This window comes from Vibrio sp. EJY3, assembly GCF_000241385.1.
GTDB lineage: Bacteria > Pseudomonadota > Gammaproteobacteria > Enterobacterales > Vibrionaceae > Vibrio > Vibrio natriegens.
This window is the reverse complement of record NC_016613.1, coordinates 2,640,860-2,652,926: the sequence shown is the minus strand read 5'-3', so window position 1 is coordinate 2,652,926 and position 12,067 is coordinate 2,640,860. Positions and strand designations below refer to the sequence as shown.

13 protein-coding genes are annotated in these 12,067 nt (G+C 45.4%); 6 read left to right on the top strand and 7 right to left on the bottom strand.

What is annotated here, in order from left to right; translation table 11 throughout:
• Window positions 1-279 precede the first annotated feature (279 nt).
• Window positions 280-855, top strand: a complete 576-nt coding sequence (gene lpcA, locus VEJY3_RS11955; protein ID WP_014232735.1) for a D-sedoheptulose 7-phosphate isomerase — start codon at window positions 280-282, stop codon at window positions 853-855.
• A 56-nt stretch (window positions 856-911) separates the two neighbouring features.
• Window positions 912-1,757, top strand: coding sequence for a class II glutamine amidotransferase (locus tag VEJY3_RS11950; protein ID WP_014232734.1), 846 nt, complete (start codon window positions 912-914; stop codon window positions 1,755-1,757).
• Between the two features lie 80 nt (window positions 1,758-1,837).
• Here the strand turns inward: VEJY3_RS11950 and purN are convergent, their stop codons facing one another.
• Both purN and purM read right to left on the bottom strand, forming a co-directional pair.
• Window positions 1,838-2,485: a phosphoribosylglycinamide formyltransferase gene (gene purN, locus VEJY3_RS11945; RefSeq protein ID WP_014232733.1), complete on the bottom strand. Its 648-nt coding sequence runs from the start codon at window positions 2,483-2,485 to the stop codon at window positions 1,838-1,840.
• A gap of 175 nt (window positions 2,486-2,660) precedes the next feature.
• Window positions 2,661-3,701 carry a phosphoribosylformylglycinamidine cyclo-ligase gene (gene purM / locus VEJY3_RS11940; RefSeq protein ID WP_014232732.1) on the bottom strand — a complete coding sequence of 347 codons (1,041 nt, stop codon included), beginning with the start codon at window positions 3,699-3,701 and terminating at the stop codon, window positions 2,661-2,663.
• Between the two features lie 180 nt (window positions 3,702-3,881).
• On the opposite strand from purM, the gene upp reads away from it, so the two are divergent.
• Window positions 3,882-4,508, top strand: a complete 627-nt coding sequence (upp, locus tag VEJY3_RS11935; RefSeq protein WP_014232731.1) for a uracil phosphoribosyltransferase — start codon at window positions 3,882-3,884, stop codon at window positions 4,506-4,508.
• A gap of 94 nt (window positions 4,509-4,602) precedes the next feature.
• On the opposite strand, the gene VEJY3_RS11930 is transcribed toward upp, so the two are convergent.
• Window positions 4,603-5,856 (bottom strand): uracil-xanthine permease family protein, encoded by a 1,254-nt coding sequence (locus tag VEJY3_RS11930; RefSeq protein ID WP_014232730.1) that lies wholly within the window; start codon window positions 5,854-5,856, stop codon window positions 4,603-4,605.
• A gap of 454 nt (window positions 5,857-6,310) precedes the next feature.
• On the opposite strand from VEJY3_RS11930, the gene VEJY3_RS11925 reads away from it, so the two are divergent.
• Window positions 6,311-7,510: a DUF2066 domain-containing protein gene (locus tag VEJY3_RS11925; protein ID WP_014232729.1), complete on the top strand. Its 1,200-nt coding sequence runs from the start codon at window positions 6,311-6,313 to the stop codon at window positions 7,508-7,510.
• A gap of 69 nt (window positions 7,511-7,579) precedes the next feature.
• On the opposite strand, the gene VEJY3_RS11920 is transcribed toward VEJY3_RS11925, so the two are convergent.
• The 4 genes from VEJY3_RS11920 to VEJY3_RS11905 are packed head-to-tail and all read right to left on the bottom strand — an operon-like array spanning window position 7,580 to window position 10,431.
• The gene (locus tag VEJY3_RS11920; protein WP_014232728.1) at window positions 7,580-8,020 is read right to left on the bottom strand and encodes a DUF2069 domain-containing protein; all 441 of its coding nucleotides are present in this window, start codon (window positions 8,018-8,020) and stop codon (window positions 7,580-7,582) included.
• Window positions 8,021-8,042: 22 nt separating this feature from the next.
• Window positions 8,043-8,612, bottom strand: a complete 570-nt coding sequence (wrbA, locus tag VEJY3_RS11915; protein WP_014232727.1) for an NAD(P)H:quinone oxidoreductase — start codon at window positions 8,610-8,612, stop codon at window positions 8,043-8,045.
• Window positions 8,613-8,963, bottom strand: a complete 351-nt coding sequence (arsC, locus tag VEJY3_RS11910) for an arsenate reductase (glutaredoxin) (RefSeq protein WP_014232726.1) — start codon at window positions 8,961-8,963, stop codon at window positions 8,613-8,615.
• A gap of 16 nt (window positions 8,964-8,979) precedes the next feature.
• Window positions 8,980-10,431, bottom strand: a complete 1,452-nt coding sequence (locus VEJY3_RS11905; protein WP_014232725.1) for a M48 family metallopeptidase — start codon at window positions 10,429-10,431, stop codon at window positions 8,980-8,982.
• 315 nt (window positions 10,432-10,746) lie between these two features.
• Between VEJY3_RS11905 and VEJY3_RS11900 the strand changes: the two genes are divergently transcribed.
• Both VEJY3_RS11900 and VEJY3_RS11895 read left to right on the top strand, forming a co-directional pair.
• Window positions 10,747-10,983, top strand: a complete 237-nt coding sequence (locus VEJY3_RS11900) for a sulfurtransferase TusA family protein (protein WP_014232724.1) — start codon at window positions 10,747-10,749, stop codon at window positions 10,981-10,983.
• Complete coding sequence (locus tag VEJY3_RS11895) at window positions 10,984-12,057, top strand: AI-2E family transporter (protein WP_014232723.1); 1,074 nt, start codon at window positions 10,984-10,986, stop codon at window positions 12,055-12,057.
• Window positions 12,058-12,067: the final 10 nt, after the last annotated feature.

Sequence of the window (12,067 nt, the reverse complement as noted above, 5' to 3'; positions counted from 1 at the left end):
TAATCAGAATATTAATAAAATGTAAAACTTGGTTTTGGGTAAAAAGTGATCTAAGTAGAGTAAAAATTCTAAAAGTGCGATTTTGGTGCTGTTTTCTTGAGCAAGTTACTAAGTTTATTACTTCTACCAATCCAAATCTGTTGGTTCGCTATCGACACTAATTCTCGTTTGTGGGTAAACTCTCTGTAACGAAATGTCTGGTGTCAGATTGGCAACAGAACCATTTGCCAAGGTAATGTGATTGCATACCAAGGGCCGAAATAATAAAGAGAACGTCTTATGTACCAAGATCTGATTAAAAGTGAGTTAAACGAAGCTGCTGAAGTGCTCAACAAATTTTTAAGCGATGACCATAACATTGCTCAAATTGAAGCCGCTGCGAAATTGATTGCTGATTCTTTTAAACAAGAAGGCAAGGTGCTGTCATGTGGTAATGGTGGTTCACACTGTGATGCAATGCATTTCGCTGAAGAGTTGACAGGTCGTTACCGTGATAACCGTCCGGGTTATGCTGGTATTGCGATTTCTGACCCAAGCCACCTTTCTTGTGTGAGTAACGATTTTGGTTACGACTTTGTCTTTTCTCGCTATGTTGAAGCAGTCGGTCGTAAAGGCGATGTACTGTTTGGTTTATCGACATCTGGTAACTCAGGCAATATTCTTAAAGCCATTGAAGCCGCGAAAGCAAAAGGCATGAAGACCATTGCACTGACAGGTAAAGACGGTGGTAAAATGGCAGGTCTGGCAGACGTTGAAATTCGTGTGCCTCATTTTGGCTACGCTGATCGTATTCAGGAAGTACATATTAAAATTATTCACATCGTCATTCAGTTGATTGAAAAAGAGATGGAATAATTAGGACGGCAGTTCCTGTTTAAGGTTGGTATTTTAGGTAAGGAGTTCTTTAAACCATGTGTGAATTGCTCGGCATGAGCGCCAACGTTCCAACGGATATTTGTTTCAGTTTTACTGGGCTGATGCAGCGTGGAGGCCGAACTGGCCCGCACCGTGATGGGTGGGGAATCACTTTCTATGAAGGTAAAGGATTTCGGACGTTTAAAGATCCGAAGCCAAGCTGCGATTCAAAAATTGCGGAACTGGTTCAGAACTACCCAATCAAAAGCCGCGCTGTAGTCAGTCATATTCGACAGGCTAATCGTGGCGGAGTCAACCTGGAAAATACGCATCCATTTACACGTGAGTTGTGGGGTAAGTATTGGACATTTGCTCACAATGGTCAGTTGTCAGATTATCAGGATTTACATACAGGTCGGCATCGTCCGGTAGGTCAAACTGACAGTGAACTGGCGTTTTGTTGGCTGTTAAAGCAGATGGAAGATCGATACCCAGAGCCTCCAGAGGATATGGCGTCGGTTTTTGTCTATGTTGCGAAGTGCTGTGATCAACTGAAAGAGAAGGGCGTATTTAACATGCTGCTGAGTGACGGTGAGTTTGTCATGACGTATTGCACCAATCACCTGTATTGGATTACGCGACGAGCTCCTTTTGGTAAAGCGGCATTACTGGATGAAGATGTTGAAATCAACTTCCAGGAAGAAACAACACCAAATGACGTTGTGTCTGTGATCGCGACTCAGCCACTGACCGGTAATGAAGCATGGCAGCGAATGAAGCCAGGCGAATATGGTCTGTTTCATTTAGGTGAGTTGGTTGATGGTAATGCAGCAGCGCTGAAAGACGTCGCATTCGCGCCAAAGAAAGTAGCCAGCCAGGCTCCGACGGAACCGTTAGAATAATCAATGCTTTCCAGCTATGAATAAAAAGGCAGTCATCAAGACTGCCTTTTTTGATTTGGTTTTGAGTTTGCCGAAGAGCGTTACTCTTCTTCAGCGGCTGCATAGCCGTGAGCACCAAGCTCTTGGCCATCTAACCACGCTTTACCGTCTTGCATCTTTAATCTGTCTTCAACCAGCCATTTGGTGACGATTGGATAGATAGTGTGCTCTTGAGTTTGAACTCGAGCCGCAAGGGTAGCTGCATCATCATCTTCAAATACAGGTACTTTTGCCTGCAGAACAACCGGACCACCGTCGAGCTCTTCCGTCACGAAGTGAACACTGGTGCCGTGCTCTTTATCTTTCGCGTCAATCGCACGTTGGTGAGTGTGCAGCCCAGGGTACTTTGGCAACAGTGAAGGGTGAATATTGATCATCTTACCCATGTAGTGTTGCACAAATTCGCTGCTGAGAATGCGCATGTAACCAGCCAATACGATAACATCTGGTTGATACTGGTCGATTTGCTTCATCAATTCTGCATCAAATGCTTCACGAGACTCAAATGCTTTTGGGTCGACAAAATGGCCTTCAACATTAAATTGTTTCGCGCGCTCCAATCCGTAAGCGTCCGCTTTATTTGAGAAAACGGCAGCGACTTGCGCGTTAGGCATATTTGCTTCACACGCTTCCAATATCGCTTGTAGGTTACTGCCACTACCAGAAATTAGGACCACTATATTTTTCATGATGTTGAGACTGCCTTACTACTGTAGGTTTTTTAAATTATATCAATGCTAGCAAGAATGATTATCTCATTACGGAATTGATATCACCTACTATTGAAATGGTTTTCGAGTTCCAGATAGCAAAATGAGGACATAGCGTCCTCATTCTTTTTACTTTGTGAGCAAGAATCGCAAGTTATTTGATTTCAACTTGTTCTTCATTTGCTTCCGCTTGAGCGATTTCACCAATCACCCATGCGTTTTCGCCTTCTTCTTGCAGAAGTGCAACCGCTGCTTCTGCTTGATCTTTAGGTAGAGCAACGATTAGACCAACACCACAGTTAAATGTACGGTACATTTCGTGTGTTTCAACGTTACCTTTCTCTTGTAGCCATTGGAAAATCACTGGCCATTCCCAGCTGTTACCGTCGATCACTGCTTTAGTGCCTTCTGGTAGAACGCGTGGGATATTTTCCCAGAAACCACCACCTGTGATGTGAGAAATTGCATGAATGTCGTGCTTCTCAATCATTTTAAGTGCTGATTTGATGTAAATCTTAGTTGGTTCTAGAAGATGCTCACCGATAGTGCGACCTTCTAGCATTTCGTTTTTGTCTGCGCCAGATACTTCAAGGATCTTGCGAACCAAAGAGTAACCGTTTGAGTGAGGGCCGCTTGAACCTACTGCGATAAGAGCATCACCTGCCGCTACTTTCGTACCGTCGATGACTTCTTCTTTTTCTACCACACCTACACAGAAACCAGCTACGTCGTAGTCTTCACCTTCGTACATGCCTGGCATTTCAGCAGTTTCGCCACCGATTAGGGCACAACCTGCTTGCACACAGCCGTCTGCAATACCAGATACAACGTCAGCCGCTGTATCGACATCTAGCTTGCCTGTCGCGTAGTAATCTAGGAAGAACAATGGCTCTGCGCCTTGCACGATAAGATCGTTTACACACATCGCAACTAAGTCGATACCGATAGTGTCGTGCTTGTTCATATCCAGTGCGAGGCGAAGTTTTGTACCTACACCGTCAGTACCAGAAACCAATACAGGTTGTTTGTATTTCGTCGGCAATTCGCATAAAGCGCCAAAACCACCGATACCACCCATCACTTCAGGGCGACGAGTACGTTTTACCGCACCTTTAATACGATCTACAAGCGCGTTGCCTGCATCAATATCAACACCAGCGTCTTTATAGCTAAGAGAAGAGTTATTACCACTCACAGGGAAGTCCTCGGTATTTAAGTTGGATATGAAAACGGCGCTATTCTACCAGTGCTTAAATACAGATAGCAAACGTTTGCGCAGGTTTTTTTCTTCAGTGATATATCCTGATTTCCTAGCAGAAATCGTGTATAATCTGAAGGTTTGTTTAAATATTGCCTATTATAGCCGGAGATGGACATGAAAGTTGTTGAAGTAAAACACCCTCTAGTAAAACATAAAATTGGTCTAATGAGAGAAGGTGACATCAGCACAAAACGTTTTCGTGAGTTAGCGACCGAAGTCGGTAGCCTACTTACTTACGAAGCGACAGCAGACTTTGAGACAGAGAAAGTTACTATCGAAGGTTGGAACGGTCCGGTAGAAGTTGACCAGATTAAAGGTAAGAAAGTAACGGTTGTACCAATCCTACGTGCTGGTCTAGGTATGATGGATGGTGTTCTTGAGCATATGCCAAGTGCACGTATCAGTGTGGTAGGTATCTACCGTGATGAAGAAACGCTTGAGCCAGTTCCATACTTTAACAAGCTTGCTTCTAACATTGATGAGCGTATCGCACTGGTTGTTGACCCAATGTTGGCAACTGGCGGTTCTATGATCGCGACGATCGACCTTCTGAAAGAGAAAGGTTGTAACCAAATTAAAGTTCTTGTTTTGGTAGCGGCACCGGAAGGTATCGAAGCGCTAGAAAAAGCACACCCAGATGTTGAGCTATACACAGCGGCAATCGACGAGAAACTAAACGACAAAGGTTACATCGTTCCTGGTCTAGGTGATGCGGGTGATAAGATTTTCGGTACTAAATAAGCGTCTAACATAACGCAGATTCAGTTCTGAACAAAAAAACAAAGGCTTGGTTATTACCAAGCCTTTTTTGTAAGTGTCGAATTGAACCTACGAATTAGTTCGCTTTGTCTTCTTCGATCTGAGCGTTATCTACAACGTGGTTTTCGCCTAGGTCGTGTGGAAGAACCAGGTTCAAAATGATTGCCACAATACCGCACAAGCTAACGCCTTGAAGGCTGAATTCACCAATGCCGAAAGCCATGCCACCAATACCAAATACTAGCGTAACAGCAACGATAACCAGGTTACGAGACTTGTGTAGATCAACGTGGTTTTTGATCAGCGTGTTCAGGCCTACAGTAGCGATAGAACCAAACAGTAGGATCATGATACCACCCATTACAGGAACAGGGATGGTTTGCAGGATAGCGCCTAGCTTACCAACCAAAGCCAGAACAATAGCGGTCACTGCTGCCCATGTCATGATCTTCGGATTGAATGCTTTCGTCAGCATTACCGCGCCAGTTACTTCGCTGTAAGTCGTATTTGGTGGCGCGCCAACCATTGCCGCCGCCATCGTCGCTACCCCGTCACCCGCGATAGTACGGTGAAGACCTGGCTTTTTAAGGTAATCTTTGCCTGTCACGTTAGAAATGGCCAACATGTCACCTACGTGTTCTACAGCAGGAGCAATCGCAACCGGAATCATGAACAGAATCGCGTTGATATTGAATTCTGGCGTGGTGAAGTTTGGCAATGAAAGCCAAGCTGCTTGAGCGACAGGGGTAAAATCAACAACGCCATAGGCAAGAGACACGGAGTAGCCTGCCAAGATACCACCAACAATTGGTACTAGCTTTAAGAAGCCTTTCGCAAACACGCTCAGTGCAATAGTTGTTAATAGTGAAACGGCAGAGATCATGATCGCTGCATCACCATTGACTAGTTGAGCTGCGCCGTCACCAGTTTTACCAATCGCCATATTCACTGCGGTTGGAGCCAAGCCCAGGCCGATTACCATAATCACTGGACCAACAACCACAGGTGGCAGAATCTTATGAATAAAGCCTACGCCACGAACTTTAATCGCTGCGCCCAGGGCAATATAAACCATACCTGCTGCCATTAAGCCACCCATAGTTGCACCGATACCCCATGTTTGGATACCGAACATAATAGGAGCAATAAACGCAAAAGAAGAAGCAAGGAAAATTGGGACAGAACGTTTAGTGATTAATTGGAAGAGGAGGGTACCAACACCAGCGCCGAAGAGTGCTACGTTTGGATCGAGGCCAGTTAGAAGTGGCACGAGTACCAAAGCACCAAAAGCGACAAAGAGCATCTGAGCGCCTTGTAACGCATTTTTCATAATCATTTCCTATTTAAAGATACGCAGACAAATCCGGCGAATAGTACCACTCGGCAAACGTTTGCGACAATGATCAGATCAAAATTTTCGATGATTTTAAGTGGTTAAAATATGCTTTTAGAGCGGTTTTCTTACAAAAGTGCCTGTTTTACGAGCTAAAGTTCATATTTTGTTAGATGAATTGCAAAGAAAAAGATGTAATCGTCTGCTACTCACAAGGTCAGGCTTAATGTTGGTGATGGGGTTTTCTTCTATCTAGTCCGCCCAGGGAACTCAGTTTTTGTATACGCATATAGATTGATAAGAATAAGGATGACTCATTAATTGACACTGAATACTGCGCCGCAATTGACGTAAGTTGCTCAAATTTTAGGCTACTTTCTTGTGGCTCCCCTTGCTCAAGGTTTGATAGTTGCTTATTATGCTTTCTCTTATTTAGAGGAAAATGAAAACTATGCGCTATTTAGCTCTTTTACTGATAGGTTGGTTGTCTCTGCCCGTTTACGCATTAACGCAGGTAGATATCTATCGTGCTGAAGTGGTTATCGACAGTGAGCAAGATAACGGTGAGTCTTTGGCTCGTGAACAAGGTATGAAAGAGGTGATTGTTCGAGCAACTGGTTCTCAATCTTCTTTAAGTAATACCGTTATTCAAAAAGCGCTGAGCTCAAGCTCACGTTACATTTCTCAACTTGGTTACGGTCAAGTTGACGGCAAACCAAGTCTGGATATGCGCTTTAACAGTGGTCAGATTCATTCTCTTTTGACTCAAGCACAGTTGCCATCGTGGTCGCCTCATCGCGCCAATATTCTTGTCTGGGCGATTGAAGAGCAAGCTTATGAACGCACCATTGCTTGGGAGAATTCCGACTCAGCGCAGGTTTCTGCATTGCGCGTTGCAGCGGAAACACGAGGCCTGCCGATTACTGTCCCAGTGGGTGACTTTGATGATGTGACTGGCGTTGATGTCTCTGATCTATGGGGCGGATTTGTTGAACCCATCGCGAAGGCGAGTCAACGTTACCCCGTTGATGCGGTGATGGTACTTAAAGCTCAGGGCGATCAAATTCGCTGGACGTTATACGACCAATCACCATCGGCGATTCTTGTGTCGCAGCGTTCTCCTCGTAGTGGTTCGGCAACAGGGGTGAATGCGATGGCAGAAGTGGTTGATGCTATTTCCGACTATTACGCAGGCAAGAGTGCCGTAGTTGTGTCGGGCGAGTCTTCTGACGGGATCACGATGAAAGTGGTTAACATCCATTCAGCGAAAGATTTTTTCCACTTAGAAAGCGCGTTAAAGAAACTTAACTCCGTTGCTGGCACTGAGGTTAAGCGAGTTCAGGGGAATGAACTGACGCTTAAACTTCATCTATTGGCTTCTAAAGAGGCGTTTGAAAAGGAAGCGTCATCGATTTCGCAACTGGGTGACTACCAAGAGCCAGTAACGCCAGTGGAAGCCGCCGCGCCTTTACAACCTGTTCAAGAGCCAACTCAATCTGAATTGGCAACGGAAGAGGCACCATTGGCTTCAGATGTTGTGACCGCTGACGTCGCAGTTGAAGAAGTGAAAGAATCTGAGCCTGTTGTAGTCCAGCCAGTGCAAGAGCAGTATGACGTTATTTATGAATGGACTTCTAGTCAACGTTCATAGAATGCTAACGTTTTGAAAATAATAAAAAAGAGTCGCAAATCGCGACTCTTTTTTGTTTCATCGTTGGCCTTACTTGTTGAACTTCGCTTTTTCTTCTTTCTCTACTTGAGATAAGCGTTTGAGTTTGAGGCCCAACTCTTTGCCTCTTGCTCTCGCAAAGAGAATGTTGCCAAAAAAGCCTAGCGTCGTTAGCAGAAGCTCGACTGCTGCAAGCCAACGTTCTCCGCCATCGACATATAAGATGGTTAATGCATGAAGGAAATACAGCATTAACACAAAGTTTGCCCAAGCGTGAGTGTAGGGTTTGCCCGCCAATATACCCGGCAACGGAAGCAATAATGGAATACACCATGCAATCGCTAGCGTTGTACTACTCAGGTGAGGGTGAGGAGACAGCGCGAGTTGCCATATCGCTACCCAAGCCAGTAAAGCCAAGTTGCCAAACAAAGCCAAGTAACGATAGCTTTTCGTTTGTGCACTAAGTGCAGGTTGGTCAAAAGATTCAGACATCGATTTACTATCCTTGAATTTACTAGCTGCTCTTCAGCTTTAGTGCTGCTGTTGCTAGTCGTTTACCCAACTTCTGTGCCAGACGAGCCTCATCATTGGTTAGCGTTGGCTCTTTGCCGACACTGCTCGCGCCATACGGTGTACCACCTGACTGAGTTAAGTGCAGCTCTGGTTCTGCATAAGGAATTCCCAATACCATCATCCCGTGATGCAACAATGGAGTCATCATGCTTTGTAGTGTGGTTTCCTGACCACCATGCATCGAAGAGGATGAGGTAAATACACACGCTGGCTTATCGATTAAGTCTCCGCTTACCCACAAAGGTGTGGTTTGATCCCAGAAGTGCTTTAACGGCGCTGCCATGTTGCCAAACCAGACGGGACTACCAAATGCAAGACCATCGCATTTTTTCAGTTCTTCTAGAGTAACAATTGGATCGGAAGGGGTATGTGAGTGAGGTGACAATTCTTCAACTGTACGCAAAATTGCTTCGCAGTGAGGAGTCGATTCGACCCCTCTTGCTATCTGTCTTGCCAGTTGTTTTGTTGCGCCGTGACGGCTGAAGTACAAAATAAGGATCTGGCAATCCATTTATAGAATATCCAACACTTGCTCTGGTGGACGACCGATTTTCGCTTTGCCGTTTGCGACAACAACAGGGCGCTCGAATAGTTTTGGATTTTGTGCCATTGCTTCGAACAGTTGTTCATCACTGACAGACGCCTCACCCAAGCCTAATTCTTTGTACTCGGCTTCTTTTGTACGCATCATGTCACGAACAGCTGAGAACCCTAGTTGAGCGTAGAGTGCTTTTAGTTCTTCCACGGTAAGTGGGTTATCCAAATATTTTACGACTTCAGGTGTAACACCATTTTGTTCCAGCAGCTCAAGAGTTTGACGGCTCTTTGAGCAACGAGGGTTGTGATAAATCACGACTGACATGGTTTTCTCCATTTCGTTATTGTAATGCCATGAATCGATCTCTTTGGATCATGAGCTGGTCAATTCGAGCATCGTATCGTGCTTGCTCTAAACTGCCCAACTTGGCCATTTTACTTGCTTCACTGTAATATTGAATTGCTTTATTCCAATTCGCTCGCAACGCTAAAATCTCGGCGCGTGCAGCCAACTCTTCATCGTTACGCCCTAACTCGTTGTAGGTCTTCGACAACAGTTGCCAACCATTGGTATCTTCAGGGTTGTCATGGGTGTATCGTTGAAGAATACGCACAGCTTGCTCATCTTTATTGTCTTCGAGCAGCGCATTCGCGTAGTTAATCGTCAAAACTTTATTTTGCGGATTACGTGCGAGTGCTTTACTCAACATATCGGCCGCTTTTTCGGGTTGTTTTTTCTCGATATACAGATCACTCATCGCATCAAGATAAAAGGGATTTCCCGGATCTTGCGCCAACAGTTTCTTCAATATTGGTTCGGCTTTCGATAACTGTTTGCTGTCCAAATGAACCAGCGCACGCCCATAATCAAATGCCGGCATGATATCGGCTGTGGCTTTCTTCTGCGTACGCTCAAACCAGCCTAAAGCGGCTTGCGAATCAATGCTTGCATAACGGGCTACGATACGCGCACGGGCGAGGTGATAGTCAATCGACGGAAGTATACGCAGCGGAGGATAAGCCTGCGCGCGTTGTCGACTGTCTGTGATTCGGTCTTCTGGAAGCGGGTGAGTAAGCAGCATCGGAGGCGGCTTACTCGCATAGCGATATTCGTCGGCTAAGCGTCCGAAGAAGCGAGGCATGGCCTGAACATCAAATCCTGCTTTCGCCAGTGTAGAGATGCCAAAACGGTCGGCTTCTTTCTCGTTTGCGCGCGTGTAGTTTATTTGGCTCTGCATGTTACCAGCCGTTGCCGCGGTAATAGCGGCAATCCCCGCTTCTGGTGCCGCAATTGAAAGTAGCAGAGCTCCCGCTAACGCCGCCAATGAGGCTGGTGAACGTCTTGCTTGCTCTTCCATACTACGAGCAAGGTGTCGCTGCGTAACGTGCGCGATTTCGTGGGCAACCACTGAGGCGAGTTCACTTTCACTGCGAGCGTGCAGAAATAAACCGGAGTGCAGAGCGACATAACCGCCAAAAAACGCAAAAGCGTTGATGTTGCGGTCACGAATCATGAAAAAATGGAACGGTGTCTTTACGTCATTTGCATTGGCCACTAAACGGTGGCCAAGAGAATCAATATACTCATTAATCACAGGATCGTTAACAAGCGGCTTGCTCGCTCTGAGCATGCGCATGTAGGCATCACCATAAATCAACTCTTGGTCTATCGATAGAGTGCTACCTGCGGCTGTCCCAATATCGGGTAAGTCGATACTATTAGCGTAGGTTGTTGGCGAACTAATTGCTGCAGCAATACATAAGCAAACTAGCGATCGAGTGCGTTTTAACATACGTTTTAAAGGTTCTCCCAAATACCTGAGCATGTGGTAGGAGGTCGCGAACCTCACAACGTCACCACTATACTGTACGGTCATCCTGTTATTAGTATGCCCAAATAACCTCGAGAAACTCGCGGTATCATGCACCTTGAAGTCATTTGGGTATATGCTAGCAATAAGACCGAGAATAAACGAATTGGTTTCGTAAATTGTTTATATCTGAGTGATTTCAGGATCTGGTTAAATCATGTCAGAAGTGCTAGCACCAACTTAAAAAGCCGTTACAATACAACCCTATCATAAGTGCAGAGCAATACAATGGAATCCATGCTACTTGATTTGCGCAAGCAACGCTGCCCCTTAGCGCTGTTACTTGCAAAGCGTCACACTGTTGAGGCATTTGAAGGAGAAAATCCGCAATATCAAAAGCTTGTCATTCAAGTTACGGATAACAGCTCTAAACAAGATATTGTGAAATACCTAAATGCTCAAGGGTACGTGGTTGATTGCCAACCAACATCAGATCACTACACATTGACTGTTTTCAATAAGGAATCCGCTTAGATGTTCGAAATGGTAAGTCGTTGGTATCAACGTCGATTTTCTGATCCACATGCAGTGAGCCTGGTAGCGATTTTGCTGTTTGGTTTTATCACTATTTACTTCTTCGGTCATCTCATTGCTCCACTATTGGTGGCGATTGTACTCGCTTACCTGCTGGAGTGGCCGGTAGTGCAAATGTGCCGTATGGGGGTGCCGCGTACACTCGCTGTCATCATTGTATTGCTGATCTTCATTAGTTTGATGTTGATTGCTTTGTTTGGTTTAGTGCCGACTATCTGGACTCAGGTTGGCAACTTAATTAACGATATCCCAAATATGTACAATGGATTACAGAAGTTCATTGTTACGCTTCCAGAGCGTCATCCCGAACTGGCGAACCTAGAAATTGTAGAAACTATCGTAACCAATGCGAAAAACCAGGCTTTAGGGCTTGGAGAGAGCGTAGTTAAAGGGTCTTTGGCTTCTCTAGTCAGCCTCGCGACGTTAGCGGTATATTTAATTCTGGTGCCTTTGCTGATTTTCTTTTTGCTCAAAGACAAAGAGGAAATGCTTGGTATGGCCAGTGGTATTCTGCCTAAAAACCGCAGACTAGCGAACAAAGTTTGGCACGAGATGAATGAACAAATCTCAAACTATATTCGTGGTAAAGTGCTCGAAATCCTGATTGTCGGTGGAGTAAGTTATGTCACCTTCGCGATTCTGGATTTACGTTATTCTGCGTTGTTAGCCGTCGCGGTCGGTTTGTCCGTTCTTATCCCATATATTGGCGCAGCAGCGGTCACCGTCCCTGTAGCTATCGTCGGGCTGTTCCAGTGGGGGCTTACACCACCATTCTATTGGCTACTGCTCGCGTACGGGATTATCCAGGCATTGGACGGGAACGTATTGGTTCCGGTTCTGTTTTCTGAAGCAGTAAACCTTCATCCCGTTGCTATCATTATTGCTGTGCTGGTCTTTGGCGGACTGTGGGGGTTTTGGGGCGTCTTCTTTGCTATCCCATTGGCGACGCTAGTAAAAGCCGTTTGGAATGCGCTACCGAGTACAGAAGAGAGTGAACCTGCGGAGCAGGAATAGCGATACCAAC

What these genes read in the sequence shown, in the direction of transcription:
- lpcA (WP_014232735.1), top strand. Translation starts at nt 280, where the DNA reads ATGTACCAAGATCTGATTAAAAGTGAGTTAAACGAAGCTGCTGAAGTG.
- VEJY3_RS11950 (WP_014232734.1), top strand. Translation starts at nt 912, where the DNA reads ATGTGTGAATTGCTCGGCATGAGCGCCAACGTTCCAACGGATATTTGT.
- purN (WP_014232733.1), bottom strand. Translation starts at nt 2,485, where the DNA reads ATGAAAAATATAGTGGTCCTAATTTCTGGTAGTGGCAGTAACCTACAA.
- upp (WP_014232731.1), top strand. Translation starts at nt 3,882, where the DNA reads ATGAAAGTTGTTGAAGTAAAACACCCTCTAGTAAAACATAAAATTGGT.
- VEJY3_RS11930 (WP_014232730.1), bottom strand. Translation starts at nt 5,856, where the DNA reads ATGAAAAATGCGTTACAAGGCGCTCAGATGCTCTTTGTCGCTTTTGGT.
- VEJY3_RS11925 (WP_014232729.1), top strand. Translation starts at nt 6,311, where the DNA reads ATGCGCTATTTAGCTCTTTTACTGATAGGTTGGTTGTCTCTGCCCGTT.
- VEJY3_RS11920 (WP_014232728.1), bottom strand. Translation starts at nt 8,020, where the DNA reads ATGTCTGAATCTTTTGACCAACCTGCACTTAGTGCACAAACGAAAAGC.
- wrbA (WP_014232727.1), bottom strand. Translation starts at nt 8,612, where the DNA reads ATGGATTGCCAGATCCTTATTTTGTACTTCAGCCGTCACGGCGCAACA.
- arsC (WP_014232726.1), bottom strand. Translation starts at nt 8,963, where the DNA reads ATGTCAGTCGTGATTTATCACAACCCTCGTTGCTCAAAGAGCCGTCAA.
- VEJY3_RS11905 (WP_014232725.1), bottom strand. Translation starts at nt 10,431, where the DNA reads ATGTTAAAACGCACTCGATCGCTAGTTTGCTTATGTATTGCTGCAGCA.
- VEJY3_RS11900 (WP_014232724.1), top strand. Translation starts at nt 10,747, where the DNA reads ATGCTACTTGATTTGCGCAAGCAACGCTGCCCCTTAGCGCTGTTACTT.
- VEJY3_RS11895 (WP_014232723.1), top strand. Translation starts at nt 10,984, where the DNA reads ATGTTCGAAATGGTAAGTCGTTGGTATCAACGTCGATTTTCTGATCCA.